This window comes from Marinobacter psychrophilus, assembly GCF_001043175.1.
Classification (GTDB): domain Bacteria; phylum Pseudomonadota; class Gammaproteobacteria; order Pseudomonadales; family Oleiphilaceae; genus Marinobacter; species Marinobacter psychrophilus.
The window spans coordinates 2,446,111-2,473,001 of sequence record NZ_CP011494.1 but is presented as its reverse complement, the minus strand read 5'-3'; the positions used below and the strand labels follow the sequence as shown (position 1 = coordinate 2,473,001).

Below are 26,891 nucleotides of genomic sequence, written 5' to 3'. Positions count from 1 at the left end.
TATGAGCAAAAGTATAAAAGACGTAACGACCAACACCGCAAACTGGGTCATTGATTGCAATCAAGTGACCCGTACCTATAACGAGGGTCCGGAAAAGCTGACGATTTTTTCCGACATCTCGTTGCAAATCACCGCCGGCGAAACCATCGCCATTGTTGGTAGCAGCGGCTCCGGAAAAACCACGCTACTGAATTTGTTAGGCGGGCTGGACCGACCGTCAACGGGCCATATCGAAATTTGTGGTCAGGAAATTTACAAGCTTTCGGAAGCCGCACGGGCGCGCTTTCGCAACAAGCATCTTGGGTTTGTGTACCAGTTTCACCATTTGCTGCCGGAGTTCTCCGCGCTTGAGAACGTGATGATGCCATGCGTGCTGGGCGGTATCAGCGTGGCGGCAGCGCGTAAAAAGGCCGCTGTTCTGCTCAACAGTGTGGGCTTGGGCGCACGCCTGGCCCACAAGCCGGGCGAGCTATCTGGCGGTGAGCGTCAGCGCGTGGCCATAGCCCGGGCCCTAGTGAACGAGCCCGACTGTGTTTTGATGGACGAACCCACCGGTAATCTTGATGAGCACACCGGTGCCGGTGTGCGCGCACTGATCGAATCGCTGCGCGATCAATTTGGTATGGCGTTTGTGATGGTCACACACGATATGTCGATGGCGAGAAGTCTGGGGCGGGTGATGCGGCTGGAGCAGGGGCGTTTGGTAAACGAAGGCTAGTGGCGGCGTTGCCCCTGGCGCAGACGCCAGTTGGCGCGCACTTTTCTGCGCCATAACAACTGAATGATCAAATAAGCGAAGCAGGCAGACACCGTAGCCACAACCAGCGAGCCCAAGTAAAGCGGTATACCAATATCCAGCAGGCGTTCGCTGATCCACGCCAGTGACGGCGAGAATTCAAAATCCAGTAGTGGCCTGCTCAGCATCCAGGCCCCCAGTTTGTAGTTGAAGTAGAAAATCGGGGGCATGGTAACCGGGTTGCTGATCCACACCAGCACCACCGCCAGCGGCAGGTTGGCGTTGAACCAGATCGCGAACAGCGCCGATGCAAGCATCTGGAAAGGCATCGGAATAAAGCAGAACCACACGCCTATCAGAAACGCACGGGCCACACTGTGGCGGTTGATATGCCACAGATTGGGTTCTTGTACGATGTCGCCCAGAAAATTCAGCGATTTCATTTGCCTCACCTTTTCCGGAGACGGCAAATAGCGTTTCATGAACCTCTTTGGCATAAGAAGTTGTTCTGCCTATAGACGTTTAAACGACCGGTGTTAGGGACAACGCCGGTGCTATAACTCAGGAGGACAAGGAATGTCCGGCGATTTTTTCAGTGGCGGCTCAAACCGCCCGCTGTCTCGCAACCCGCGAGGCTTTATGGTCGGGCCTTTGCTAATCGCGTTCTGTTGCGGCGTTATCTTACTGTATCGGTTGTCGGTGTTGCCAGCGTGGCAATGGTTGTTTGCAGCGATGGCAGGTTGCAGCGTGCTGGCGCTGTTGCTCCCTCAGCGCTGGGGTCGCACGGCGTTTATTCTGTTTGCGGCGCTGCTAGCGGGCACCGCCTGGGCTTCATGGCACTCCAGTCAGCGCCTGCATGAGCGCCTGCCGGCGTCATGGGAAAAGGTGCCGCTGGAGGTGTCCGGTTATGTTTGCAGTCTTCCCGCTCGGGGCAGTTTTGACAGTTTAAAGTTTGATTTCTGCCTAGTGGAAAACGCTTACCAGCATAACGCGCAAGCGCCACTGCCGGCGCACGCTTTACCCTCCCGCTTGCGTCTGGCCTGGTACGGCGACCATCCGGACCAGTTACCCGGTCACACCCTGACTATAACGGTTGTGCTTAAACGCCCCCACGGTGGCTTGAACCTGACCGGTTTTCGCTATGAAGACTGGCTGTTCCGTCACGGTTACCGCGCCACCGGAAGTGTGCGCACGGTCGTGTCGGATGCCAGTATTAAATGCGGCTTGCACTGCCGTTACCGCTACCAGCACCGCCGCCTGCTGGACTGGGTGACGGCGAAATTTGGCGAAGCCAGGCACTTTCCGTTGTTGGCGTCTTTGCTGATTGGCTATCGCGGCGCCATGACCCCCGCCCACTGGGACACTCTGAAAGCCACCGGCACCATTCACTTGGTGGCGATTTCGGGCTTGCATCTGGGCCTGGTGGCCTTGGGCATTGGAGGTGTGGCGCGCCGGTGTGCAGTGCGAGTACCCGAATCCATTTTATCTGAACGTGCCAGGCGGCGCCTGACGTTTGGCGCAGTGATGATTGGCTGCCTGGCCTACGCGTTGATGTCCGGCTTTACGGTGCCCACCCGGCGCGCGCTGCTAATGATCGCTGTGCTGGGTTGGGCGTTGCTGCAAGGCTGGCATATATCGCCTTGGCGCAGCCTGCTGCTGGCGTTGACAGTGGTGTTGATTGCCGAACCATTTTCGCCGTTGGACGCCGGCTTCTGGCTGTCGTTTTGTGCGGTTGCGGTGTTGATACTGGTGTTCTCCGGGCGCCTTGGCATGGTTCAGGGCGTGCTGGCGCTGGTGCTGGCGCAGACTGCCATGTTCGCCGGATTATGGCCAGGGCTGCTGTTAATGGGCCAGAACCAGCCGCTGGCGGGGTTTGTGGCCAATCTTTTTGCCATTCCGTGGGTGTCGATGGTGGTTATGCCGCTGCTGTTGTGTGGCGCTTTGCTAGTGGCGCTTGTACCCGCCAGTAGCGTGGGGGTGACGCTGCTTTTGGACACCGTATTGGGGGTTTTATGGCAAGGATTGCAGTGGCTGGGGGGCTGGGGCAGCCCGACAATTCAGCTGGGTGTTGCCGCTGCCATCGGGTTGGCGGCGGTCGTACTGTTGGCTTTGTGGTATCCGCAACGGGGCTTTCGCCTGACGCTGGTGTTATCACTGGGGCTTTGGTCAGTGTCGCACGTGTGGCTTCAGGTGCCGGTTGGTAATCGCCTCGTACCTCTGCCACAGGTGATTGTATGGGATGTTGGCCAGGGCCTTTCGGTTCTGGTACGCCATCAGCAGCAGACATTGCTGTATGACACTGGCCCAGCCATTCCTGGTGTGTTCTCGGCGGTAGAGTCGGTGATATTGCCGAACTTGCGGGCGTTGGGGGTACAGCGCCTGGATACGCTGGTGGTGAGCCATGCCGATGGCGACCACAGCGGTGGTCTGGAGCAGCTTGTTACCGAATTGCCGCCAGCGCGCTTGATCGGCGGTGAATCGATTGAAATAGCCGATCGCCTGGCGCAGGCCGGGCTGGTCAGAAACGTGACAGACTGCAAGCGGCAAACTCTGATGCTGGGGCGACTGGAACTGAATTTTTGGCGCTCAGATCGCGCCAAAGAGGGCAACGGTGCTTCCTGCGTGCTGCGCATTCGTGACCCGGACTCGAAGATCGAGTGGCTACTAACCGGTGATATTACCGTTAGGGAAGAAGCCGAATACCTGAGTTATCTAAATGATCAACCGGCGCAAAAGGCGGATGACGCCGTTATCCGGGTGTTGTTGGCGCCTCACCATGGCAGTAAAACGTCGTCTTCTGACGCTCTGGTTCAGGCTCTTTCGCCCGATACGGTCATTTATACCGCCGGCTACCTCCATCGCTACGGCCACCCACACCCGCAGGTAACCCGCCGTTATCAATTAGAGGGTAGCCGTCAAATCAACACTGCCTGCGCCGGAGCGGTGGTTATGGCGGTAAAATCTGCTGGGCTGGCTATCCGCCAGATGCAGCAAAACGCGCCGTTCTGGATCAGTGGCCCTGGCCTGGCACGGGCGCAGTGTCTCGAACGGTTGCACAACATCACACAATAGTCGCTATGCTAAAAATGCCTACAGCTATGCTAAAGTAGCGCGGCTTGTAATTGACCAGGAGACCGAGCGTGTTCGAGCTTTTAAAAGCCGGTGGCATTTTGATGGTGCCCATACTGTTTTGTTCTGTGTTGGCATTGGCCATCATCCTTGAACGTTTCTGGAGCCTGCGTGACAGCCGGATCGCGCCGCCAGAAGCGCTGAACGAGTTGTGGCGTTGGATCAAGAAAAAAGAGCTGAACGGCAGGCGTCTGAAAACCCTGCAAGCGTCGTCACCCATGGGGCGTGTGCTTGCCAGCGGTTTGCTGAACGCCAAGCACGGCCGTGAGGTAATGAAAGAAAGTATCGAGCACGAAGCCAGTCAGGTGGTTCACCAGCTCGAGCGGTTTCTGAACCCACTGGGCACCGTTGCAACCATAACGCCGTTGCTGGGCCTTCTGGGTACGGTCATTGGCATGATCAAAGTGTTTGCGGAAATTCAGCTGGCCGGTGTCGGCAATGCTGGCAATCTGGCTGGCGGTATTTCCGAGGCCCTTATAACAACAGCCTCTGGCCTCAGTGTGGCCATTCCAGCGTTGATTGCCCATCGCTATTTTATTCGCCGGGTAGATGCCCTGGTGGTCAACATGGAGCAAGAGGCCATCAAGCTGGTGGAAGTGGTACACGGCGACCGCGAAATTGACGTAGAAGGAGCCTGAGCCCAGTGAAGTTCAAGCGCCAGCGCAGCCAGCATGTGGCTATGGACCTGACACCGCTGATCGACGTGGTGTTTTTGTTGTTGATTTTTTTTATGGTATCGACAACGTTTACCCGGGAAAGCCATCTTCAGGTGGAATTGCCGCAAGCCAGCGGTAATCCGGCGCCGCCGGCAGAAGCGGAACAGATTGATGTGGTGATTAGCGCTGATGGCCAATACCTGCTGAACGACAAACCGCTGGTGAACAACCGCCGCGAAACCCTGGAGCGAGGCATTCGGGAGTTGGCCAACACAGACACATCATTGCCGTTCATTATTACCGCCGATGCCCGAACTCCCCACGAGTTTGTGGTGCGGGCGATGGATGCGGCCGGTCGCCTGGGTTTCGCCAAACTCAGCATTACCACCGAACGTGAGGCCCAACCCCAGTGAGTGCAGCAAATTCACCAGGCCCGACAATCCCAAAAATCTCCTCAGGCCCAGAGTCTGAAGGCCCGGGTAAGATTCCAGAGGGCAGTTGGCACACCTACAAGCGCCTTCTACGCTATGTGAAACCGTTTTGGATAGCGTTTACCCTGGCGATAATCGGCAACGTTATCTACGCCGCGGCGTCGACCGGCATGGCGGCGGCCATGGAATACGTCATCAAGGCCATTGAAAATCCGACCGATCAGAATCGGCTGATTTTAACTCTGCTGATTGTTGGGGTGTTTGCGTTTCGCGGCCTGGGCACCTTCATGAGCCAATATTTCATCAGTTACGTGGGTCGTAACGTCATCAATGCCCTGCGCACCGATGTCTTTGACCGCATGCTAACCTTGCCGTCGCGCTACTTTGATGACAACGCGGCCGGCCGATTGGTGTCGAAGCTGACCTTTAACGTGGAACAAGTGGCTGAAGCCGCAACTGACGCTATCACCATTACCTTTCGCGAAGGCCTCACCATTGTTGGGTTGCTGGGCTACATGCTGTATACCAACTGGAAACTCACGCTGGTCTTTCTGGCGGTCGGGCCGCTGATCGGTGCAGTGGTCAGCTACGCCAGCAAGCGCTTCCGTAAAATCAGCAAACGCATTCAGGGCTCCATGGGCGACATTACCCACGTTGCGTCGGAATCGATCAGTGGTTATCGGGTGGTGCGCACCTTTGGCGGTGAAGACTTTGAACGCAAGCGTTTTCAGAAGGTCAGCGAAAGCAATCTGAAGCAAAGCTTAAAGATGTCATCTACCCAGGCCATCAGTGTGCCTGTGATTCAGGTTCTGGTAGCAATTGCGATTGCGGCGCTGGTGTGGACCATGTTGTCGCCGACGATTCGCGGCGAAATGAGCACCGGTCAACTGGTTGCCTTTATTACCGCAGCAACAACGATGGCCAAGCCTATTCGCCAAGTGACTTCCGTGCATTCGAAGATCCAGAAGGGTCTTGCGGCAGCCTACGATGTGTTTGAAACCCTGGACGAACGGTCGGAGCTGGACTTCGGCATCTTTGCCCCGCAGCGGGTTAAAGGCGACATCGAGTTTCGTGACGTGGGCTTCAGCTATCGCGACCAGCTTGACAATGTGTTGAACAATATTTCGCTGACGGTTCCGGCGGGGCAGAGCGTTGCTCTGGTTGGTCGCAGTGGCAGCGGCAAATCTACCCTGGTGAGCCTGTTACCGCGATTCTACGATTACACCGACGGCGAAATTCGTATTGATGGTCACTTGCTGGAAGACTTTACGCTGCAGGCACTGCGCGCGCAGATTGCCCTGGTTACCCAGAGCGTGGTGCTGTTTAACGATACGATAGCGGCGAACATTGCCTACGGCGCGCTGCGCGATTGCAGCCCTGAGGCCATTCGTGACGCCGCCGACAAAGCGCACGCTCTGGAATTTATTGATCGCATGCCCGAGGGTCTGAATACCATGATTGGCGACAATGGCGTTATGCTTTCCGGGGGTCAGCGCCAGCGCTTGGCCATTGCTCGGGCGCTGCTGAAAGACGCCCCCATTCTGATTCTGGACGAAGCCACATCGGCGCTGGATACCGAATCTGAGCGCTACATCCAGAACGCTATGGAAACGGTGATGAAAGGCCGTACCACCTTGGTGATTGCTCACCGCCTGTCAACCATTGAAAACGCCGATTGCATACTGGTGATGGACAATGGCCGCATAGTGGAATCCGGCCGCCACCAGGAGTTGCTGGACCAGGGCGGCGCCTACGCCCAACTGCATCAGATGCAGTTTAGCGAGCACGCATGACCAGCGGTAAGCGGGTATGAGTTCGCTAGTAGACCGGTTGTGGTATAGCCAAAATCGCCCGCTGAGATTTCTGGCGCCACTGGCCTGGCTATACCGGCGCATTGCGTCATTGCGCAGGCGCAAAGCGTTGAAAGATCGGGCCCCGGCGTTAATGGCTCCGGTGGTGGTGGTGGGTAATATTACAGCCGGTGGCACCGGTAAATCGCCGCTTACGGCCTGGCTGGTAACGCAATTGCGCAACGCAGGCTGGCATCCGGTCATTCTTAGCCGCGGTTACGGTGGCAAGTCCAGGCAATATCCACTTTTTGTGAATGCTGATAGCAACGCCAGTATCGCCGGTGATGAACCCGTTATGCTGGCACGGGCCACTGGCTGCCCGGTGGTGGTAGATCCGCAACGGCTGCGTGCAGCGCACTACGCCATTGATCAGAGATTAGGCGATGTTCTGGTGTGCGACGACGGTCTTCAGCACTACGCTCTGCCCCGTGATATAGAACTGGCCGTATTCGACGCCAGCCGCGGCTTGGGCAATGGCGCTAGCATACCTGTGGGGCCGCTGCGGGAGCCGGCAGAACGGTTAAAATCGGTCGATTATATTATTCTTAATGGCTCTACCGGAGCGCACGTTCGCCGCCACAGCCAATTTGCCGGCGTGCAACATAAGGCAATCTACACCATGAACCTTAGCCCGATGCATCTTCTGCACCTGGCCAGCGGTGCGCAGGTGCCGCTGACAAAGTTGGCGGGACAAAAGCTGCTGGCAGTGGCGGGTATCGGGAACCCGGCGCGATTTTTTGCCACTCTCAGCGCCCTGGGCGCTGAGGTAAGGCCGCGGGCTTTTGCCGACCATCACCGTTTTAAACCGGGTGACCTGAAAACCGACGCCGGTGAGTGGCTGGTGATGACCGCGAAAGATGCGGTGAAGTGCCAGGATTTTGCACCCGACAACGGTTACGCTCTGATGATTGAAGCCCAGTTGCCCGCCGAATTTGGCCGTCGGCTGCTAACCCAGTTGGCCGGTTGGCGCCAGCTGCACCCGAATAAAAGCGGCCCGCTGGCGGCTGCTTCCGTTGCAACAGAACGAGACCACCATCATGGATAAAAAACTGCTGGCACTGCTGGCGTGCCCGGTATGTAAAGGCGAGCTCAAGCTCAACGGTGAAAAAACCGAACTGTTGTGCTTTCTGGACGCCATGGCGTTTCCCTTGCGCGAAGGTATTCCGGTGATGCTGGCCACCGAAGCCCGCACCCTGAGCACCGATGAGCGCCTGCATAAAAGCTGAGCGAGGAGCCATTAATGCCCTTTACCACGCCCTTTACCGTCGTGATTCCGGCGCGCTTCGGGTCAAGCCGCTTGCCGGGCAAACCCTTGGCAGACATTGGCGGCCAGCCGATGATTCAGCATGTGTGGCAGCGAGCACAGGAAAGCCGCGCCGGGCGAGTGGTGATTGCCACTGACGACGCTTGGGTACAGCAAGCCTGTGAGCGCTTTGGTGCCGAAGTTGTCATGACCTTGGCTGGCCATGTCAGCGGTACCGACCGTCTGGCTGAAGTGGCACAGGCCTTGAATCTGGACGAAGACCACCGGGTAATCAATGTACAAGGGGATGAACCACTGATCCCCAGCGTGTTGATTAATCAGGTGGCAGACAATCTGGACTTGCACCCTGAAGCGGCCATTGCCACTCTGTGCGAGCGCATTCACGATGCGGAATCGGTGTTTAATCCCAACGTAGTGAAAGTGGTTTTCGACCGGCAGGGGATGGCACATTATTTCAGCCGCGCGCCTATACCCTGGTATCGTGATGGCTGGGACGCCGCTACGGCGGTCGGGGCAAACCGCACTGCAAATCGGGATCTGCCGGACAATTTTGGTTATTTTCGCCACATCGGCATTTATGGTTATCGCGCCGGCGTACTGGCCGATTTTGTGCGCTGGCCACCGGCGCCCGCTGAACAGGTGGAAGCATTGGAACAGTTGCGTGCGCTTTATAACGGCGCTCGCATTCATGTTGACTTGGCGGCCGTCAGTCCGCCAGCCGGGGTAGACACCGAAGCGGATCTGCAACGGGTAAGGGCTTTTTTGAACAAGCAGGAGATAAATTAATGGCAGCCTCTGTTAACGTTTTATTTGTGTGTCTGGGTAACATTTGTCGCTCACCCACCGCCGAAGGCGTGTTTCGCAAACAGGTAGCGGCCGCCGGCCTTGAACAGCAGGTACGTATTGATTCTTGCGGCACCGGTGACTGGCATATTGGCAAAGGCCCAGATCAGCGCGCGGTGACCGCGGCCGGTCGAATCGGGATTGATATCAGTGGCCTGAGAGCGCGTCAGTTCGAGGTTGAAGACCTGGACAGTTTTGACTATGTATTAGTGATGGACCGCCAGAATCTGGCAGACGTGAAAGAAATCTGGCATCAGAACGGCGGCACCGTGCCCCGGCTGTTTTTGAATTTTGCTGATTTTGACGACCAAGAAGTGCCAGATCCGTATTTCGGTGGAGACGATGGCTTTCAACATGTGCTCGAACTGATCCACCAAGCCGGTGAAGGTCTGCTGAATGATATTCGCGGGAAGCTGGGATGAAAACCCTGCCAGAAATACGGGAAAGGGTAGATTTAACGCCCTATAACTCTTTGGCCATTGCGGCCAGTGCCCGCTATTTCGCCCGCATTACCCATCGTGAACAGGTTGGCGCCACGCTGGCTTGGGCGGCTGAAAAAAATCTGCCGGTGCTGATTGTCGGCGGTGGCAGTAACCTGGTGTTTCGCGCCGACATTGAGGGCCTGGTTGTACATATGGCTCTGGCAGGACGGCACTGGCGTGATATCAGCATTGAGGGGGCCACGCTGGTGCTGGGTGCTGGGGAAAACTGGCATGGCGCGGTCTTGTACGCTGCCCGCAGCGGCTATCGCGGGATCGAAAATCTGGCGCTGATTCCGGGTACCTGCGGCGGCGCACCGGTACAAAATATTGGCGCTTACGGCGTGGAATTGGCAGATACGCTGGTGTGCGTCACCGCTCTGGATCGCAGTAGCGGAAAGTCAGTTACTTTAAGTGCCGAAGCGTGCAATTTCGCCTACCGTGACAGCCTGTTTAAACAGCAGCCCGAACGGTATCTGATTCTGGACGTGCATCTGCGCCTGTCCCGCAACCGGCCTTTCCAGTTGGGTTACGGCGAGCTGGCGGCTTATTTTGGCGATACGCCGGTGTCAAAATTAAACGCTGAAGATATGGCCGAGGCGGTCATGGCCGTTCGCCGCCGCAAACTGCCAGACCCGCAGCGCCTGCCAAACGCTGGCAGCTTTTTTAAAAACCCGGTGGTCTGCCAAAGGGTGTTTGATCAGCTACAAAGTCGTTTTTCAGACCTGGTGGCTTATCCACTACCACACGGTCAGGGCATGAAGTTGGCGGCGGGCTGGTTGATTGAACAGTGTGGTTGGAAAGGCTACCGCAACCAATGGGTGGGCGTGCACAATTCCCAGGCTCTGGTGTTAATCAACCACGGCGGCGGCAGCGGTACACAGCTGCTTGCGTTGGCTCAGGAAATTCGCGAGTCTGTTCAGGCACGCTTTGACGTTGAGCTAGAGCAGGAGCCTCTCACACAGCCGGCCATCAATTAGTCAGACCGATCGGTCACGAATAAAAAAACCCTGGTGCGTTTCGGCGACCAGGGTTTTTTAATGACGCGTTTTGTTTTTAAAGCGGCGAAACACTCTTCAGAAAGGAAATCGCATCCGCCAGGGCAACGTCCTGTTTATCGGCATCGCTGCGGCCCTTGTATTCTAGAGTACCGGCTTCCAGCCCACGGTCAGACACCACAAAACGATGGGGAATGCCGGTCAGCTCCATATCTGCGAACTTTACCCCGGGCCGCTCGTTGCGGTCGTCTAGCAGCACGTCGTAACCAGCCTGTTGCAGCTGTTGGTAGAGTTTTTCACCGGCTTCGGCCACCGCAGGTGATTTGTGGCCGTTCAGAAGCACCACGGCAACCCGGAAGGGCGCGATAGCGTCGGGCCATAAAATGCCGCGGTCATCGTGATTTTGCTCGATTGACGCTGCCACAATCCGCGACACGCCAATGCCGTAGCAGCCCATAGACATCGTGGCGGTTTTGCCATTTTCGTCCAGCACAGTGGCGTTCAGTGCCTTGCTGTATTTGTTGCCCAGTTTGAATATATGGCCCACTTCAATACCGCGGCGAATTTCCAGGGTGCCCTGGCCACACGGGCTGGCGTCGCCTTCCACCACGTTGCGCAAGTCTTCCACCCGTCCCAGTGGCAGGTCGCGTAGCCAGTTTACGCCGGTCAGGTGCACGTCATCCTTGTTGGCGCCGCATACAAAATCAGCTAAGTGCGCGGCACTGCGGTCGACAATCACCGGCACCGGCAAATTTACCGGCCCAATCGAGCCAGGTGCGCAGCCGGTGGCGTGCTGAATTTCCTCATCCGTGGCCATCGTCAACGGGTCGGCCACGCCGGCCAGATTTTCTGCCTTGATCTCATTCAGGGAATGGTCGCCGCGCAGAACCAGCGCCACCAATCCTGGGTCACTGCCTTCTTCGGCACCGGCTTCAGCTTCGGCTTTCACCAGCAGCGTTTTAACGGTTTGGGTGACGTCTTCTTTCAGAAACTCGGTAATGTTGGCAATTGTCCGTTGCCCCGGCGTCGCCACTTCGGTCATCGCCTGGGTGGGTGCGGGGCGCTCGCCGGCGGGTGCCATGGCTTCGGCTTTTTCTATATTCGCCGCGTAGTCGCTGCCGGTGCTGAACACGATGGCGTCTTCACCAGAGGAGGCCAACACGTGAAATTCCTGGGAGCCACTGCCGCCAATGGCGCCGGAGTCTGCCTGCACGGGGCGGTAATCCAGGCCCAGGCGATCAAATATAGCGCAGTAGGTGCGGTGCATCAGCTGGTAAGTTTCGTCCAGTGATTCAGCACTGATGTGAAATGAATAGGCGTCTTTCATGATGAACTCCCGTGCACGCATCACGCCAAAACGGGGACGACGCTCATCACGGAATTTTGTCTGAATCTGAAAGAAGTTGGCAGGCAGCTGTTTATAGCTTTTCAGCTCGTTGCGGATCAGGTCGGTAATCACTTCTTCGTGGGTAGGGCCAAAGCAAAACTCGCGGCCGTGGCGATCGTTCATGCGCAGCAGTTCGCCGCCGTATTCGTCCCAGCGGCCAGATTCCCGCCACAGTTCTGCTGGCTGTACCGCTGGCATCAGCAGTTCTTGTGCGCCGCTGCGGTCCATTTCTTCGCGCACAATGCGCTCAACTTTGCGCAGGGTACGCAGGCCCATGGGCAGCCAGGTATAAAGGCCGGCGGCCAGTTTGCGGATCAAACCGGCACGCAGCATCAGCTGGTGGCTGATAATCTCGGCGTCGGCGGGTGTTTCTTTTTGGGTGGCAATCAGATAACGGCTGGCTCGCATTTTGGGTTCCGTCAGGAGTGATTCATGGAGAGGCCGCAGCCTCAAAAATAATGGCGTCTATTGTACGGAGCCGCAACAGGCAGGTACAGACACCCGCCCGGTAAAGTTGGGTTTGCCCGGGCGTAAAAGCGCACAGCCCGCAAGGTCAGGACAAATAGCCTAAGGGCAGGGCCGTGTTATCCAGAACCCGGCGTAGCACAAAGCTTGAATGCACGCCGCTCACCCCGGCAATGCGGGTTATCTGGTTCAACAGAAAGTGATGGTAATGGTCCATATCCGGCACCACCACTTTCAGCATGTAGTCTGCGTCGTGGCCGGTAATCAGATAGCACTCCAGCACCTCCGGATAGGCGCTGACGGCCTCCTCAAACGCGGCAAAACGTTCTGGTGTGTGGCGGTCCATGCCAATCAGAATGATGGCGGTGAGCGCCAGCCCGAGTTTTTTGTGATTAAGAATGGTTGCCGTGCGCACAATCACGCCGTTTTGCTCCAGCGCACGTACCCGGCGCAGGCAGGGCGACGGCGATAGCCCGACTTTGTCGGCCAACTGTTGGTTGGTGAGTGAACCGTCTTTTTGCAGATGGTCCAAAATTTTTCGGTCGGTTTTGTCCAGTGCGATCAGGGTTTCGAATTTTTTAAGCATTTTCTGCCACAAACCTCAGTTTTAACAATATTTAATGGCTCTATAGTCCGGTTTGTAGCCTCTATTAGCAATCACCTGCGGCGTTTTTTTGTGTAATCTTGTGTTCTGTAACCGGCAATCTGCACACGCAAAAAGGAAACCATTGTATGGCTTTTGATCATCGTAAATACGCCGCCTTCAAGCCCATCGCTAAAACCAATCGGCGCTGGCCCGATCGTATGATTGAGCGGGCGCCTACCTGGTGCGCGGTTGATTTACGCGATGGCAACCAAGCTCTGGTAAAACCTATGTCGGTCAGCCAGAAACAGCGGATGTTTGATTTGCTGGTAAAGCTGGGCTTCAAGGAAATCGAGATCGGTTTCCCTGCAGCCAGCCAGCCGGACTTTGATTTCTGCCGCAAGCTTATCGAAGAAGGGCGTATTCCTGACGATGTAAAGATTCAGGTGTTGACCCAGGCCAGGCCGGCACTGATCAAGCGTACTTACGAAGCGCTGGAAGGTGCCAAAAAAGCCATTGTCCACGTTTATAACTCCACTTCTACCGTGCAGCGCGAGCAGGTGTTCGGGTTAGACCGTGATGGCATCCGTGATATTGCAGTAGAGGGTGCGCGTTTGGTGAAGGAGTTGGCCGCCGGTTACCCGAACACCCAATGGACCTTTCAGTATTCGCCAGAGAGCTTCACCGGTACCGAGCTGGATTTTGCCGCTGAAGTCATCGATGCAGTGACGGAAGTGTGGCGCCCGGACCAGGGCCAAGCGGTCATTATTAACCTGCCTGCCACGGTAGAGATGGCCACGCCCAACGTGTTTGCCGATCAGATCGAGTGGATTTGCGACACCATTCAGCGCCGCGAACATCTGAGCATCAGCGTGCACACTCACAATGACCGGGGCTGTGGCGTAGCCGCGGCCGAACTGGCGGTCATGGCGGGCGCTGATCGGGTGGAAGGAACGCTGATGGGGAACGGCGAACGCACCGGTAATATGGATCTGGTGACCATGGCGATGAACCTGTATTCACAGGGCATTGACCCAACCCTGGATTTGTCCGGCATGGCTGACATTACCGAGGTGGTTGAAGCCTGCACCGAGATTTCGACTCATCCACGCCACCCATACGCGGGTGAGTTGGTATTCACCGCGTTTTCTGGCAGCCATCAGGACGCTATCCGCAAATGTCTGGCTCAGCGTAAAGAAGGCGATGCCTGGAATGTGGCCTATCTGCCGATTGATCCGTTCGACCTGGGCCGTCGCTATGACGAGGTGGTGCGCATCAACAGCCAGTCTGGCAAGGGCGGTGTGGCTTATGTGCTAGAGCGGGATTACAACATTAGCTTGCCACGTTGGCTGCAAATTGAGTTCAGCAAAGTGGTGCAGCGTGAAGCGGAAAACAACGGCGGCGAGATCGATTCGGTGAGCATTCACCGCCTGTTTGAAGCTCGCTACCTTGCGGTGCCGGCAGACTGGGCGTTACGCACTTACGATCTTCATCGCAACGAACAAGGGGTACGTGCAGATTTGGTGATCGGTAACGAAAACAGCCCAGTAACGCTGCAAGGTTATGGCTCAGGTGCGGTGGAAGCCGTGGCAGCGGCGCTGGCCCAGCGTTTTTCCATTACCCTGGCGGTAGAGGCGTATGACGAATTCGCTCTGGGCGCAGGCACTTCGGCCAATGCCATGGCGTGTATTCGTTTGCAGGCCAACGGCCAGGCGTGCAGCGCAGCAGCCTTGGCGGAAGACACCACGTCGGCGACCTTACAGGCATTATTGAATGCGGTGGCTCAGGTTGTGCCCGGTATTCACGCTGGCGCAAACGCGGTCGATGAAGTGTTAAGCGTCTGATCTTAATATTAGCCATAAAAAACGGGCCGGTGAATCATCGGCCCGTTTTTCTGACTGGTCACGCTTTATCAGCGACAGCCCTTATTACACAGGCGTTACGTTCTCTGCCTGCGGGCCTTTAGGGCCGTCGGTTACAGTAAACTGCACTTTCTGGCCTTCGGCCAGGGTGCGAAAACCGTCTGCGTTGATGGCACTGAAGTGAACGAACACGTCACTGCCGTCTTCCTGGGCAATAAAGCCAAAGCCTTTTGCTTCGTTGAACCACTTCACGTGGCCAGTTGTGGTCTCAGACATCGATCTTTCCTGTATTTCACATGAGCTCCTATGAACGGAGCTTTTCTGATTTCCCCCCGTAGGGGCTTAGATACTGCCACCCCAGTATAGACCCAGCGAAGGCGCCGTCAACGCCCTTTCGGGCGCTGTTTTGGAAAATTTACCGAGGCCGGAACTGGTCGCTGATTTCTTCCAGAATGGACGGGTCATCAATGGTGCTCGGTACATTGTAGGCCTCGCCGTCTGCAATCTGGCGTAAAACCCGGCGCAGAATCTTGCCAGAACGTGTTTTAGGTAAGCGGTCAACCACCATGGCCCGCTTAAAGCAGGCAATGGCGCCGATTTTGTCACGCATCATTTCTACCAGCTCGTCTTCCAGTTCGTCATGGTCAATGGTGGCGCCATCTTTTATCAGTACCAGCCCGATCGGAATCTGGCCTTTCATATCGTCATGGGCGCCGACTACGCAGCATTCAGCGACCGCCGGGTGAGACGACACCACTTCTTCCATTTCACCGGTAGATAACCGGTGGCCGGCTACGTTAATGACGTCGTCGGTGCGGCCCATAACGAAAATATAACCATCTTCATCTTCAAAGCCACCGTCACCAGTGCTGTAAAAGCCGGGAATAGCGTCGAGATAACTTTCACGGAAACGCTCATCATTACCCCAAACGGTTTGCAAACAGCCCGGTGGTAGTGGCAGTTTTATCGCGATTTGGCCCTGTTCACCCGCTGGCATCTGATTGCCGCGTATATCAACTATCTGAACATCGTAGCCGGGGGACGGCATGGTGGCGGAACCGGGTTTAGTGGTCATCATTTCGATACCGGTGGGGTTACAGCAAATGGCCCATCCAGTCTCGGTTTGCCACCAGTGGTCAAGGATTGGCAAATGAGTGTGCTCACGCAGCCAGTCGTAGGTGGCCGGGTCCAGGCGCTCGCCGGCCAGGTAGATGCGCTTCAGCGAGCGGATGTCATATTTCTTTAAAAAATCTGCTTCCGGATCTTCTTTGCGCACCGCGCGAAAAGCGGTCGGGGCGGTAAACAGAATATTGACCTTGTGATCCTGGATCACGCGCCAGAAACCGCCTGCGTCTGGGGTGCGAACCGGTTTGCCTTCATACAGTACGGTGGTGCAGCCGGCAAACAGTGGCGCGTAAATAATATAGCTGTGACCCACTACCCAGCCCACATCCGATGCGGTCCAGAACACATCACCGGGGCTGGCGTCGTAGACCAGCTTCATGCTGTATTTCAGTGCCACGGCGTGGCCGCCGTTGTCCCGCACCACACCTTTGGGTTTACCCGTGGTGCCGGAGGTGTAAAGAATGTACAGCGGATCGGTCGATTTGACGGCGACCGGGGCTGCTGGCTCGGCGTCGCGAACAAGTGCGCTCCAGTCCACATCTCTGGGGCTTTGCAGGTTGGCTATTGCTTCCGCGCGCTGATACACAACACACAGCTCAGGTTTGTGTTTCGCTTGTGCCAGAGCCTTGTCCACCAAAGGCTTGTAGGCAATCACCTTGCTGACTTCGATGCCGCAAGACGCGGTAATGAGTGCCTTGGGCGTTGCATCGTCAATGCGAAGGGCCAGTTCGTGAGCCGCAAAGCCGCCAAACACCACCGAATGAACCGCGCCAATACGGGCGCAGCCCAGCATTGCGATAACCGCCTGGGGGATCATCGGCATGTAGATAACGACGCGATCGCCTTTTTCAATCCCGCGGGCCTTTAATGCGCCGGCAAGACGCGCGACTTCATCGGTCAGCTGATTGTAGGTGTAGCTTTGTTGGGTGTTGGTCACCGGTGAATCGTAAATTAGAGCGGTTTGTTCACCACGGCCGGCGCGAAGGTTGGCATCCAGGGCAATGTCGCTGGTGTTCAGCTCGCCATCAGTAAACCAGTCGCCGTGGCCGTTGTCTTTGGCCTGCCAGATGGTATGCGGAAATTTAATCCATTCGATGTCGGCGGCTTTTTCACGCCAGAAATCGCCGGGTCTGCTGATTGAGCGTGTAAATTCTGCGTTGTAATCCATCCGTACCACCTCACAGTATCAATATTTATTATTCGTGTACTTGTGAACCACTTTAGGCCGTTTTCGTTACGCAACCAGTAGACCATGGGAGTAGATTTGCTGGCGCAAGCCGGAATGAAAGCAGTCACACGACAAAACGAGGTGATTTTAAGCGTTGCTATGCTTCATAAAACATGTGGTGCACTGCGTTAAGATTCATCGCAACTCGTGACCCGGGCGTGAACAGTGCCGCTGGCCACTCGGGCGCTGATAGCCTGGCCAGCTTCAAGCTGCCCGGCATGCCGCACAATCTTGCCCTGGTGGTCTTTCACAATGGCGTAGCCCCGTCCCAGAGTGGCCAGCGGGCTGACCAGATTCAGGGTTTGCGCTGTGTAATCCAGTTGCTCATGGCGGCTTTTAAGCGTTTGCTGAATGGCCAGATTCAAGCCTGTTGTTGCCCGCAACACACGTTCGCTGGCGCTGGCAAGTTGCCTGTTAGGTGATTGCATGGCCAGGCGCTGCTGCAAATAGTCGGTACGCATGTGCAAACGCTGAGTCAGCTGCGCCATTGCGCGGCTCAGGCGAAGATCCAGCCCATCCAGGCGCTGCGCTTTTTCCTGCAGGCTGCGGCGCGGATCTTTTAATCGCGTGGAAAGCTGCAGTAGTCTGTTTTCTAGCGCCGTGTGTTGGCGCCCCATCGCAGCCTGCAGGCGCTCGCTGATGGCCTGTAATTGGCGTAACCAGATGCTTTGATCTGGCGATATTTTTTCTGCCGCTGCCGACGGTGTCGGCGCCCGCAAATCGGCTACGTAATCGGCAATGGTGGTGTCTACCTCGTGCCCCACGGCGCTGACGGTGGCTATCGGGCAGGCGGCAATGGCGCGGGCTACGGCCTCTTCGTTAAAGCACCACAAATCTTCCAATGATCCGCCGCCGCGGCCAATAATAAGCACGTCCGCGCGATTGTGGGCAACAGCCCGGCCGATGGCAACGACTATGTCTGCGGTTGCGGCCTGGCCCTGCACTGCGGTTGGGTAAAGTGTGACCGGGATTCCCGGGCAACGCCGAGCCAGCACCGTGAGTATGTCGTGAATCGCAGCACCGGTTGGGGAGGTAACCACGCCAATATGCCGGGGCAGGGCGGGTATGGGTTTTTTGCGCTCGGTACTAAACAAGCCCTCGTTGAAGAGCTTTAACTTCAACGCTTCAAACGCCTGCTGCAGGGCGCCTGCGCCGGCTGGCTCAAGATGCTCGACAATAATCTGGAAGTCGCCGCGGTTCTCGTACAAGGTCACTTTGCCGCGAATTCGCACCAGTTCGCCTTCTTTTGGCGCCGCGCGAACCCGCTGATTAACGCTGCGGAACATTGCACAGCGAATCTGGCAGTTACGATCTTTCAGAGAAAAGTACCAGTGCCCGGAAGAAGGGCGTGAAAACCCCGACAATTCGCCTTCAACCCAAACCTGCATAAAGCTGGTTTCCAGCAGGTGACGGGCCTGATGATTCAGCTCGCTAACGCTGAGCGCCCGCGGGCGGGTGTCCTGAAAGGCATCATTCACCGAAAACTCCCCATATTTTTATACGCAATAGCCGAATAAATTGGATGTAAACTGCTTAAAATTCAGATGCATGCAACCTTTGGTGGGAAACTGTGCGGTTTACTGGGCTGCAACAGATCTTTATAATAGTTTGATTAAGAATTCTACTTTGCAGTGGCACTTGCTATGCCCTTGCCAAGGTTTAAATTTAGCACGTTCAAAAGGCCGATCCCAATGCTGCGAATTGCCGAAGAAGCTCTCACATTTGATGACGTATTGTTGGTGCCCGGTTACTCCGAGGTTCTGCCCCACGAAGCCGATCTTCGCACTCGCCTGACACGAACCATCACACTTAATATTCCGCTGGTGTCGGCGGCCATGGACACAGTAACAGACGCAGAGCTGGCGATTGCCATGGCCCAGGAAGGCGGCATTGGCATTATGCATAAAAATATGAGCGCCGAGCAGCAGGCCGCCGCGGTGCGTAAGGTGAAAAAATTCGAAAGCGGCGTGGTAAAAGACCCGATTACGGTCAAACCCGAGAACACCGTACGCGAGCTGGTGGAAATTACCATGGCCAATAATATTTCTGGCCTCCCGGTAGTCGACGGCAGCGAACTGGTGGGCATTGTAACGGGCCGGGATATCCGTTTTGAAAGCAGCATGGACACGCTCGTGCGTGACATCATGACGCCGAAGGAAAAGCTGGTTACGGTGAAAGAAGGCGCTGATCTGGAATCAGTGAAAGAACTGCTGCACCGCCACCGTATTGAGAAAGTTCTGGTAGTGAATGATAACTTCCAGTTGCGTGGACTGGTCACAGCAAAAGACATCCAGAAGTCCAAAGACTACCCGCTGGCGAGTAAAGACGATCAGGGCCGCCTGCGGGTTGGCGCGGCCGTAGGCACTGGTGGCGATACCGAAGCTCGCGTGATCGCTCTGGCGGAAGCCGGTGTTGATGTGATTGTGGTGGATACGGCCCACGGTCATTCTCGCGGTGTGCTCGATCGTGTGCGCTGGATCAAGGAACATTACCCCGAACTGCAGGTGATTGGTGGCAATATCGCCACAGCTGAGGCCGCCCTTGCCCTGGTTGACGCCGGCGCAGATGCGGTGAAAGTGGGCATCGGCCCGGGCTCTATCTGTACCACCCGCATTGTGGCTGGTGTGGGTGTGCCGCAGATTTCAGCGGTGTCCAACGTGGCTGAGGCTCTGAAAAACAGTGACGTTCCGCTGATTGCCGACGGCGGTTTGCGCTTCTCCGGTGATATTGCCAAGGCCATTGCGGCCGGCGCCCACTGTGTGATGATCGGCAGCCTGCTGGCCGGCACCGACGAAGCCCCGGGCGAAATCGAACTGTTCCAGGGCCGCAGTTACAAGGCTTATCGGGGCATGGGTTCAATCGGCGCCATGGGTCAGGGCTCCAGCGATCGGTATTTCCAAGACGCCAGCAAAGGCATAGAAAAGCTGGTTCCCGAAGGGATTGAAGGTCGCGTGGCGTGCAAAGGCCCGATGCGCAATATTATTCATCAGCTGATGGGAGGCCTGCGTGCCTCGATGGGTTACACCGGCAGTGCCACCATGACTGATATGCGCAACAAACCTCGGTTTGTGCGCATCACCGGTGCCGGTATGCGCGAGAGTCACGTTCACGACGTGACCATCACCAAGGAAGCACCGAACTACCGCGTTAGCTGATTACAGGTTGTTTTTATGCGGCCCCATTGTTGGGGCCGCATTGCTAATTTCCCCGAGGATTCCATGGCCCACGACATTCACGATCACCGCATCCTGATTCTAGATTTCGGTTCCCAGTACACCCAGCTGATTGCCCGCCGGGTTCGAGATATCGGTGTTTATTGCGAAGTACGCGCTTTTGACATCACGGCTGAAGAGCTCGACGCGTTCAACCCCAAGGGAATTCTGCTGGCCGGTGGTCCTGAGTCGGTCACCGAGCTGGGTGGCCCGCGGGCGCCTGATGGCCTGTTTGATCGTGGTATTCCGGTATTGGGCATTTGCTACGGCATGCAAACCATGGCAGAGCAGCTGGGCGGCCGGGTGGCCAGCTCGGAAAAACGCGAGTTTGGTTACGCCCAGATAAAAGTGCGCGCCAAGGGCCCTCTGCTGCAAGGCATCACTGACCACCTGACTGCAACCGGCGAATCTCTGCTGGACGTGTGGATGAGCCACGGCGACAAAGTGGTTGCCATGCCCGACGGTTTTGAACTTCTGGCCTCTACTGAAAGCGCGCCGATTGCAGCCATGCAAGATCTGTCGCGCCATCTTTACGGTCTGCAGTTCCATCCGGAAGTGACCCACACCTTGCAGGGCAAGCGTATTCTGGAACACTTCGTGATGAACATCTGCGGTTGCGAAGCCCTGTGGACGCCGGCTAAGATCGTCGACGACGCCGTGCAAAAGATCCGCGAACAGGTCGGCACCGATAAAGTGCTGCTGGGCCTGTCTGGCGGGGTAGATTCCTCGGTGACCGCGGCACTACTGCACAAAGCCATTGGCGATCAGCTAACCTGCGTGTTTGTTGATAACGGCCTGCTGCGCCTGAACGAGGGCGACCAGGTGATGGACATGTTTGGTAGCAGCATGGGTGTAAAAGTCATTCGCGCCGACGCCGAGGAACGCTTCCTGACTAACCTTAAGGGCGTCAGCGATCCCGAACAGAAGCGCAAAGTGATTGGTAACACCTTCATCGACGTGTTCGATGAAGAAGCCACCCGCATCCAGAATGTAAACTGGCTGGCCCAGGGCACTATTTATCCGGACGTGATCGAATCGGCTGCGTCCAAAACTGGCAAGTCCCACGTGATCAAATCCCACCACAACGTGGGTGGCCTGCCAGAAACCATGAAGCTGAAATTGGTAGAGCCGTTGCGGGAACTTTTCAAAGATGAAGTGCGTCGCATCGGTCTTGAGCTTGGCCTGCCTTACGATATGGTGTATCGCCATCCGTTCCCGGGCCCGGGCCTGGGTGTGCGCATTCTTGGCGAAGTGAAAAAAGATTACGCCGACATCTTGCGCCGCGCTGACGCCATCTTCTTGGAAGAACTGCACCGCGCCGATTATTACCACAAAACCAGCCAGGCCTTTGCGGTCTTCCTGCCGGTGAAATCGGTAGGCGTAGTAGGTGATGCCCGTCGATACGAATGGGTGATTGCATTGCGCGCCGTAGAAACCATCGATTTCATGACCGCACGCTGGGCGCACCTGCCTTACGAGCTGCTGGAAACCGTGTCTAACCGCATTATTAATGAAATCAGCGGCGTATCACGGGTGACTTACGATGTATCATCTAAGCCGCCAGCGACCATCGAATGGGAGTAGTGTGGGTTAGACAAATCGCATGATAAAAAACCGACACAGCTGTGTCGGTTTTTTTTGCCTGTTTGCCCAATATCTGCAACAGCTTTTCATGCAGTCTAGTAAACTCCAGCGAGACCGGACAGCGCCGCTGTGACACACTCACTCAGGTTTACAATGGGCTAAGCGTGTCTGGCGTGTTTAACGCGATTAAGCAGTCAACAGTTGCACGTGAGCGGCTAACCGACGCCAGTCTGTCAGGCCGAAGTCCCAAAAATTGTCAGAGCAAAATAGGACTCCAGGGAACTGCATATGAAGAAACTCAAAATTATCCTGATCGGGTGTTGCCTGATCGTTATGGGTCTGGCCCTGCATTATGTGTTGCCGCGTGTCTCCGTCGTCGAGGTGGTTGGCGTTGAGGTCAAGCGCACCGATGTTGAGGTGGGAACCCGAGACGTTTACATGATTCAAACCCGGCTGATCGGCAGCGACAACGTCCGCGTGTTCCGTAACGAAGACGCATGGCTTTATTTTAAGATCAACTCCGCGAATCTTCAGACGCAAGCGGCTGTTTTTGCCCGCGAAGAGAATGGCACGGCAGTTGCCGTCCGCCATTACGGCTGGCGGCTCCCGCTTTTTTCGATGTTCCCGAATGCGACCTCAGCCTGGCCGGTCGAGCCTGGGTACCGTCATATCCCCATTTTCAACATCGTTATATTGGTGTTTCTTTTAGGCTTGGCGTTTATAGCGCGCCGTGTCTTTAAGCGCGCGTCCGGTAAGTTAACAGAGTTGCGCGCCCGCCATACGCCTGGGCGTGCGGATAATGTCCCGTCGTCTTCGCCTTCCTCATCCTCAAAGTCATCCCCGGCAAGCGATGCCGGTCACGATGAATGGCTGCAGAGCGACCAGCAAACGTCGAGCCGGTCCGATAAGTCGGGGAGGGACGACTGAGCGGATGCAACAAACACCGGTTATCACGCGACATCCTCTGACCACTGGGGTTCTTGAGCTGCGGACCATCGCCGCTCCGACAGACGGCGAACTATTCCGGATTGCGGAGCGAATCAACCCGAAGCGCAGCTTTCTTTTTGTATCTACTGTACTGGGGCGCCATATCCCCGTCAGACCACGGGACCATTTTGATGCGGTTAACGGAATCGTTGATCAGATTCCCGATGGGTTTCTTGGCGGCCCTCTTTTGGTGATGGGTTACGCGGAGACTGCCGTTGGAATTGGAGCGGCCGCGGCTCGACGGCTCCGGGAGCGACGGCCCGAAGCGGACCTGCTCTACCTGTCGACCACCCGCCACCCGGTAGCGGGTCGGGAATGGGTCAGCTTTTCGGAAGGGCACAGTCACGCCACCGCACATCATGTGATGGCGCCAACGTCGTGCGAGCTTTTAAGCGGGCCTGCAAGAACTCTGGTTCTTGTGGATGACGAGACGACCACCGGAAATACCTTTGCAGCTTTGTTCAAGGCGGTTCATGACGGTGGGGTAGACGTTAAACGTGTCCTACTTCTGACCCTGACCGACTGGTCCAAAGGACGTGCCGCCGAGGCAATCGCGGAGCTCTGCCCTGGAATCCCGGTGGACGCGTTCTCTTTAGTTCGAGGGGAATGGCGGTGGGAGCAAGATGCTAAAGCAACGCTTCCGGCTGTCCCGATCTGGGCCGGGGACGCAGCACGACCGGCCTGGGTTCCGAACCCGAATCCTGTGCCGAATCCGCTGTTTCATGCGCCGCGGCTAGGGCTTCAGATGGAACCAATTGTTGAACCGACGATCGACCTGATAAGGCCCTTGATTCCGGCCGGTCTGCCGGCGGTGGCCGCAGGTGACTCCGTTCTTGTGATCGGGACCGGCGAGCACGTTTGGGGCCCGATGCTGCTGGCGGAACGCCTTGAGCAGGAAGGGGCGGATGTAACGTTCGTCGCCACCACCCGTTCGCCGATCCTTAATGGAGAGGTTATCCGGCACAAGGTGGTGTTTCCAGATCATTACCGGGTAGGCGTACCGATGTATCTGCACAATGTCCCCGAACGCCCCAGCGCTCGAGTCATCATCATGACCGAAACAGGCGATGACGGAATCTGCCCAACGCTCCGGGCCTATCTTGGGCGCGGACACATCATTAACGGAGCCGGCCAAGTGACGGAGTTCGAGACCTAATGGGCCAATGTATCTACTTGACGGATCTTGACGACACTCTTTTTCGATCCTTTCACAAACATCCCCAAGGCGAGGCCCTTACGCGGGTAACTACCGCGACCAACGGCCACCATGGCCACATGAACCCGGTGCAGCAGGGCCTGCTCTCGGCGCTGAGGGCAACCGGGGTGGTGATTCCGGTGACCGCCCGTAGCACCGACGCTTTTTCCCGGGTCCATCTCGATTTTGGTACCCGGCGGGCTATTCTGGCCAATGGGGCGGTAATTTTGAACGGCGAAGGCATTGCAGAACCGGATTGGCTCGCGCACACGGCGCACATTGGGCGCAGCGCAGAAGCCTTGCTGCGCGACATGTCTGCGCTTATTGACGCGGAGTTTGGAACTGCAGCTCGTAGTTGGATCGTCGAAGAGTACGGCGCACCGGTCTATTTCTGCGTGAAGATGAACGCGTCTGCAGCGGAAGACGTTCGAATCGGAATCAGTGCAGCAGCGGAGCTCCTCTCAAGTCGGTTTGATCTGTCCGGTCTGCGGCAACACGCAAATGGCAATAATCTCTCGTTCACGCCTACAGAGATCTCAAAGCGGGCCGCCTGTCGGCATCTGTTAGAAAACATCAGAGACGACAGCGGGGCACCGCTCATCGGCATCGGAGATAGCCTGACGGACTTGCCGTTCATGGGCCTTTGCGATTTCATCATGACTCCGTCCGGGTCACAGATTGCAGACCTCGTGGCGCAAATGTCCAATGAGGACCTAACACTTTGAACCGCCCATTGACGGATACCGAAAAACGCCCTTTTTCAGGCAGCTACCGGCCGGAAGACGTTGAATTTCTGTTGAAGCCGGTTGCGCTTGAACCCACCCCGGTGGAGGAGAAAGAGCGTCGAATTCAGGCCGGTGTGACCCATTACTCGGAAATGATCTCCGAAGAGCGGCGTCCGGATGCTCGTTACCTATCGCTGTTCGAGGCGTCTTGCCGGCTTGGAGTGCCGCGGCTCGCGCGCGACATCCGTTCCCTCGCGGGGCAAATTCTTGAGCTGGTTCAGCAGGGCCGTTTGAACCGGGAAATCACCCTGTGCAGCCTTGTTCGGGCCGGTGTTCCTTATGGTGTGCTGCTTAAGCGCGATCTGGCACGATTGGGCGCCGACGTCAGCCATTTCGGGATATCGATCATCCGCGATCGGGGCCTTGACGAGGTGGCCATGGGGGACGTTCTTGCGCGGCGACCTGTTGACGGGGTGATCTTCGTTGACGGCTGGACCGGCAAAGGGGCAATCACGGCAGAGCTGACGGAGTCTTGGCGTGCTCTCACCGATCGGGAGCCAATGCTCGCTGTGATTGCTGATCCTTGCGGTCGTGCAAACCTTTGCGGATCCCGCGAGGACTGGCTGATCCCCTCCGGCATTCTTGGCGGTAACGTGTCAGGCCTTATCTCTCGCTCTATCCTCCGATCCGACCTGATAGGTCCCGGGGACTATCACGGCTGCATTGTGCTGGATCACCTTGCTGACATTGACCTATCGCGCTCGTTTGTCGACCGGGTGGATGTGGCGTTGTCGTCGCTGGCGGACAGGGTTGAGTTGGACCCAGAGGCGGAGTTGTCCGCGGCTGCCCGGTTCCGCACCGAGGCGGATCGCACCGTTGCGGCAGTTGCCAAGCGGTTTGGGGTGCAGAACCGCAACCGTATCAAACCAGGAATCGCAGAGGCCACAAGGGCGGTTCTGCGGCGCCGGCCCGATTGCGTTCTGGTTCGATCGCTCAGCCAGGACCCAGACCTTGCAGCGCTCATTCATCTTTGCCGTCAGGACGGGGTCGATCTTATTGCGGCGCCTGAGCTCACAGGGCCTTACCGGGCGATTACACTCATCAGGGAAACTAAATGACTGATTTTGGGTCCCATATGTTCGCGGCCTATAGGCTGGGGGCTACCCTTTACATGCCCGCCATACATCCGAAGGTGCCAGACATAGTGTCAGGATTGGCACCGTCGCCAGCCTCATCGATTGTTCTTTGCCTGGAGGACGCGCTGCGTGAGGAAGACATTGAGAAAGGCATCCGAACCTTGACGGAACTGCTAAAGACCCGTCTTGGTAACGTTGATAGCCGGCCACAGGTTTTCATCCGGCCTCGGTCTTATGATATGGCGTGCCGGCTTCGGGCAATTGACGGCATAACCCAGATTGACGGTTTCGTTCTGCCAAAGGCTCGGCCTGAAACCGCCCCGGACTGGATTTCGCTGTTGTCAGGAACCACCCTGAAGCTCATGCCAACGCTTGAGACGCCGGAATTTTTCGATCCGGCCCGGCTGATTCAATTTCGGGATTTACTGCTGAGGGCGGGGCCGGACCGAATTGCCGCGGTTCGGATTGGTGGAAACGATCTTCTAGGCTCGATGGCGCTGCGCCGAGTGCGTGGCATGACGGCCTACGAGGGGCCGCTTGGCTGGTTTTTATCGATGGCGGCGTCGATCCTTATCCCGGCCGGGATTCCCGTTTCCGCTCCGGTCTTTGACATCATTGAAGACACGGAGACGTTGCGCCGTGAGGTGGAACGCGATGTGCAAATGGGATTCGTTTCAAAAACCGCGATCCATCCGGCCCAGGTCCCGATCATTGAAGGCGCGTTCTCCGTATCGGAGGAGGACCTTCGCGCAGCCAAAGCAATCCTTGATCGGGATGCGCGTGCCGTGTTCCAGATTGGTGGAGTCATGTGCGAGCCTGCGACCCATGCCGCTTGGGCACGCCGCACACTGGCGCGCGCGGATCGGTTCGGATGTCACTCTTATGGGCACGCTCGTTATCAGCGAGAAACCGGTACCGGTTAAAAGGTTAAATTAGGATTAATTAAGGAATGGAAAAAGCATTGCACAACAGATGCAGAAAATTGTACTGTTTTTCAAAGCCATAAAAGGGATTAA

General features: G+C 56.7%; 24 protein-coding genes. 18 read left to right on the top strand and 6 right to left on the bottom strand.

The features are described 5' to 3' along the window. Position 1: 1 nt before the first annotated feature. Positions 2-718, top strand: coding sequence for an ABC transporter ATP-binding protein (locus tag ABA45_RS11080; RefSeq protein WP_048386118.1), 717 nt, complete (start codon positions 2-4; stop codon positions 716-718). Here ABA45_RS11080 and ABA45_RS11075 read toward each other — a convergent pair. Continuing rightward, positions 715-1,233, bottom strand: coding sequence for a DUF2062 domain-containing protein (locus ABA45_RS11075; RefSeq protein ID WP_048386117.1), 519 nt, complete (start codon positions 1,231-1,233; stop codon positions 715-717). The two genes, ABA45_RS11080 and ABA45_RS11075, sit on opposite strands and share 4 nt — an antisense overlap. A 79-nt stretch (positions 1,234-1,312) precedes the next feature. On the opposite strand from ABA45_RS11075, the gene ABA45_RS11070 reads away from it, so the two are divergent. The 9 genes from ABA45_RS11070 to murB all read left to right on the top strand — a co-directional run bounded on the left by ABA45_RS11070 (position 1,313) and on the right by murB (position 10,368). Further along, positions 1,313-3,808, top strand: a complete 2,496-nt coding sequence (locus ABA45_RS11070) for a DNA internalization-related competence protein ComEC/Rec2 (protein WP_048386115.1) — start codon at positions 1,313-1,315, stop codon at positions 3,806-3,808. A gap of 68 nt (positions 3,809-3,876) precedes the next feature. Beyond that, positions 3,877-4,503 (top strand): MotA/TolQ/ExbB proton channel family protein, encoded by a 627-nt coding sequence (locus ABA45_RS11065; RefSeq protein WP_014871643.1) that lies wholly within the window; start codon positions 3,877-3,879, stop codon positions 4,501-4,503. Between the two features lie 5 nt (positions 4,504-4,508). Further along, positions 4,509-4,934 carry an ExbD/TolR family protein gene (locus tag ABA45_RS11060; RefSeq protein WP_014871642.1) on the top strand — a complete coding sequence of 142 codons (426 nt, stop codon included), beginning with the start codon at positions 4,509-4,511 and terminating at the stop codon, positions 4,932-4,934. Positions 4,935-5,005: 71 nt separating this feature from the next. Beyond that, positions 5,006-6,745 (top strand): lipid A export permease/ATP-binding protein MsbA, encoded by a 1,740-nt coding sequence (msbA, locus tag ABA45_RS11055; RefSeq protein WP_198147158.1) that lies wholly within the window; start codon positions 5,006-5,008, stop codon positions 6,743-6,745. Between the two features lie 16 nt (positions 6,746-6,761). Continuing rightward, entirely contained in the window at positions 6,762-7,847 is a 1,086-nt protein-coding gene (lpxK, locus tag ABA45_RS11050) for a tetraacyldisaccharide 4'-kinase (protein ID WP_048386113.1), read from the top strand. Then, on the top strand, positions 7,840-8,028 hold the full coding sequence (locus tag ABA45_RS11045; protein WP_048386111.1) for a Trm112 family protein: 189 nt from the start codon (positions 7,840-7,842) through the stop codon (positions 8,026-8,028). Before lpxK ends, ABA45_RS11045 begins: the two co-directional genes overlap by 8 nt. A 14-nt stretch (positions 8,029-8,042) precedes the next feature. After that, entirely contained in the window at positions 8,043-8,852 is an 810-nt protein-coding gene (gene kdsB, locus ABA45_RS11040; RefSeq protein ID WP_048386109.1) for a 3-deoxy-manno-octulosonate cytidylyltransferase, read from the top strand. After that, a complete protein-coding gene (locus ABA45_RS11035; RefSeq protein ID WP_048386107.1) occupies positions 8,852-9,331 on the top strand; it encodes a low molecular weight protein-tyrosine-phosphatase in 480 nt (159 codons plus the stop codon). The genes kdsB and ABA45_RS11035 overlap by 1 nt, the downstream gene beginning before the upstream one ends. After that, positions 9,328-10,368: a UDP-N-acetylmuramate dehydrogenase gene (murB, locus tag ABA45_RS11030; protein WP_048386105.1), complete on the top strand. Its 1,041-nt coding sequence runs from the start codon at positions 9,328-9,330 to the stop codon at positions 10,366-10,368. The genes ABA45_RS11035 and murB overlap by 4 nt, the downstream gene beginning before the upstream one ends. A gap of 76 nt (positions 10,369-10,444) precedes the next feature. On the opposite strand, the gene ABA45_RS11025 is transcribed toward murB, so the two are convergent. Together ABA45_RS11025 and ABA45_RS11020 are read right to left on the bottom strand one after the other, a co-directional pair. Next, complete coding sequence (locus ABA45_RS11025) at positions 10,445-12,181, bottom strand: proline--tRNA ligase (RefSeq protein WP_048386103.1); 1,737 nt, start codon at positions 12,179-12,181, stop codon at positions 10,445-10,447. A 145-nt stretch (positions 12,182-12,326) separates the two neighbouring features. Next, on the bottom strand, positions 12,327-12,824 hold the full coding sequence (locus ABA45_RS11020) for an Lrp/AsnC family transcriptional regulator (protein WP_048386101.1): 498 nt from the start codon (positions 12,822-12,824) through the stop codon (positions 12,327-12,329). A 146-nt stretch (positions 12,825-12,970) separates the two neighbouring features. On the opposite strand from ABA45_RS11020, the gene leuA reads away from it, so the two are divergent. Then, on the top strand, positions 12,971-14,665 hold the full coding sequence (gene leuA / locus ABA45_RS11015; RefSeq protein WP_048386099.1) for a 2-isopropylmalate synthase: 1,695 nt from the start codon (positions 12,971-12,973) through the stop codon (positions 14,663-14,665). A gap of 84 nt (positions 14,666-14,749) precedes the next feature. Here leuA and ABA45_RS11010 read toward each other — a convergent pair whose 3' ends face one another. From ABA45_RS11010 to xseA, 3 genes are all read right to left on the bottom strand, one after another. Next, on the bottom strand, positions 14,750-14,959 hold the full coding sequence (locus tag ABA45_RS11010) for a cold-shock protein (RefSeq protein WP_007352080.1): 210 nt from the start codon (positions 14,957-14,959) through the stop codon (positions 14,750-14,752). 139 nt (positions 14,960-15,098) lie between these two features. Beyond that, entirely contained in the window at positions 15,099-16,976 is a 1,878-nt protein-coding gene (locus ABA45_RS11005) for a propionyl-CoA synthetase (RefSeq protein WP_048386096.1), read from the bottom strand. Between the two features lie 188 nt (positions 16,977-17,164). Then, positions 17,165-18,514, bottom strand: coding sequence for an exodeoxyribonuclease VII large subunit (gene xseA, locus ABA45_RS11000; protein WP_048386094.1), 1,350 nt, complete (start codon positions 18,512-18,514; stop codon positions 17,165-17,167). 213 nt (positions 18,515-18,727) lie between these two features. On the opposite strand from xseA, the gene guaB reads away from it, so the two are divergent. The 7 genes from guaB (at position 18,728) to ABA45_RS10965 (ending at position 26,798) form a co-directional block, all read left to right on the top strand. After that, entirely contained in the window at positions 18,728-20,191 is a 1,464-nt protein-coding gene (gene guaB, locus ABA45_RS10995; protein ID WP_048386093.1) for an IMP dehydrogenase, read from the top strand. A gap of 63 nt (positions 20,192-20,254) precedes the next feature. Beyond that, positions 20,255-21,832 (top strand): glutamine-hydrolyzing GMP synthase, encoded by a 1,578-nt coding sequence (guaA, locus tag ABA45_RS10990; RefSeq protein ID WP_048386091.1) that lies wholly within the window; start codon positions 20,255-20,257, stop codon positions 21,830-21,832. Positions 21,833-22,120: 288 nt separating this feature from the next. Further along, positions 22,121-22,759, top strand: coding sequence for a DUF1523 family protein (locus tag ABA45_RS10985; RefSeq protein WP_048386089.1), 639 nt, complete (start codon positions 22,121-22,123; stop codon positions 22,757-22,759). Between the two features lie 4 nt (positions 22,760-22,763). Further along, positions 22,764-23,975, top strand: coding sequence for a phosphoribosyltransferase domain-containing protein (locus ABA45_RS10980; protein ID WP_048386087.1), 1,212 nt, complete (start codon positions 22,764-22,766; stop codon positions 23,973-23,975). Next, entirely contained in the window at positions 23,975-24,739 is a 765-nt protein-coding gene (locus ABA45_RS10975; protein WP_048386085.1) for an HAD family hydrolase, read from the top strand. Before ABA45_RS10980 ends, ABA45_RS10975 begins: the two co-directional genes overlap by 1 nt. Further along, positions 24,736-25,857 carry a cysteine protease StiP family protein gene (locus tag ABA45_RS10970; RefSeq protein ID WP_048386084.1) on the top strand — a complete coding sequence of 374 codons (1,122 nt, stop codon included), beginning with the start codon at positions 24,736-24,738 and terminating at the stop codon, positions 25,855-25,857. The genes ABA45_RS10975 and ABA45_RS10970 overlap by 4 nt, the downstream gene beginning before the upstream one ends. Further along, positions 25,854-26,798: an HpcH/HpaI aldolase/citrate lyase family protein gene (locus ABA45_RS10965; protein WP_048386082.1), complete on the top strand. Its 945-nt coding sequence runs from the start codon at positions 25,854-25,856 to the stop codon at positions 26,796-26,798. The genes ABA45_RS10970 and ABA45_RS10965 overlap by 4 nt, the downstream gene beginning before the upstream one ends. Positions 26,799-26,891: the final 93 nt, after the last annotated feature.

Bases quoted from the DNA above. Each gene is read 5' to 3' on its own strand.
- ABA45_RS11080 (WP_048386118.1), top strand. From the start codon at position 2: ATGAGCAAAAGTATAAAAGACGTAACGACCAACACCGCAAACTGGGTC.
- ABA45_RS11075 (WP_048386117.1), bottom strand. From the start codon at position 1,233: ATGCCAAAGAGGTTCATGAAACGCTATTTGCCGTCTCCGGAAAAGGTG.
- ABA45_RS11070 (WP_048386115.1), top strand. From the start codon at position 1,313: ATGTCCGGCGATTTTTTCAGTGGCGGCTCAAACCGCCCGCTGTCTCGC.
- lpxK (WP_048386113.1), top strand. From the start codon at position 6,762: ATGAGTTCGCTAGTAGACCGGTTGTGGTATAGCCAAAATCGCCCGCTG.
- ABA45_RS11045 (WP_048386111.1), top strand. From the start codon at position 7,840: ATGGATAAAAAACTGCTGGCACTGCTGGCGTGCCCGGTATGTAAAGGC.
- kdsB (WP_048386109.1), top strand. From the start codon at position 8,043: ATGCCCTTTACCACGCCCTTTACCGTCGTGATTCCGGCGCGCTTCGGG.
- ABA45_RS11035 (WP_048386107.1), top strand. From the start codon at position 8,852: ATGGCAGCCTCTGTTAACGTTTTATTTGTGTGTCTGGGTAACATTTGT.
- murB (WP_048386105.1), top strand. From the start codon at position 9,328: ATGAAAACCCTGCCAGAAATACGGGAAAGGGTAGATTTAACGCCCTAT.
- ABA45_RS11025 (WP_048386103.1), bottom strand. From the start codon at position 12,181: ATGCGAGCCAGCCGTTATCTGATTGCCACCCAAAAAGAAACACCCGCC.
- ABA45_RS11020 (WP_048386101.1), bottom strand. From the start codon at position 12,824: ATGCTTAAAAAATTCGAAACCCTGATCGCACTGGACAAAACCGACCGA.
- leuA (WP_048386099.1), top strand. From the start codon at position 12,971: ATGGCTTTTGATCATCGTAAATACGCCGCCTTCAAGCCCATCGCTAAA.
- ABA45_RS11010 (WP_007352080.1), bottom strand. From the start codon at position 14,959: ATGTCTGAGACCACAACTGGCCACGTGAAGTGGTTCAACGAAGCAAAA.
- ABA45_RS11005 (WP_048386096.1), bottom strand. From the start codon at position 16,976: ATGGATTACAACGCAGAATTTACACGCTCAATCAGCAGACCCGGCGAT.
- guaB (WP_048386093.1), top strand. From the start codon at position 18,728: ATGCTGCGAATTGCCGAAGAAGCTCTCACATTTGATGACGTATTGTTG.
- guaA (WP_048386091.1), top strand. From the start codon at position 20,255: ATGGCCCACGACATTCACGATCACCGCATCCTGATTCTAGATTTCGGT.
- ABA45_RS10985 (WP_048386089.1), top strand. From the start codon at position 22,121: ATGAAGAAACTCAAAATTATCCTGATCGGGTGTTGCCTGATCGTTATG.
- ABA45_RS10980 (WP_048386087.1), top strand. From the start codon at position 22,764: ATGCAACAAACACCGGTTATCACGCGACATCCTCTGACCACTGGGGTT.
- ABA45_RS10975 (WP_048386085.1), top strand. From the start codon at position 23,975: ATGGGCCAATGTATCTACTTGACGGATCTTGACGACACTCTTTTTCGA.
- ABA45_RS10965 (WP_048386082.1), top strand. From the start codon at position 25,854: ATGACTGATTTTGGGTCCCATATGTTCGCGGCCTATAGGCTGGGGGCT.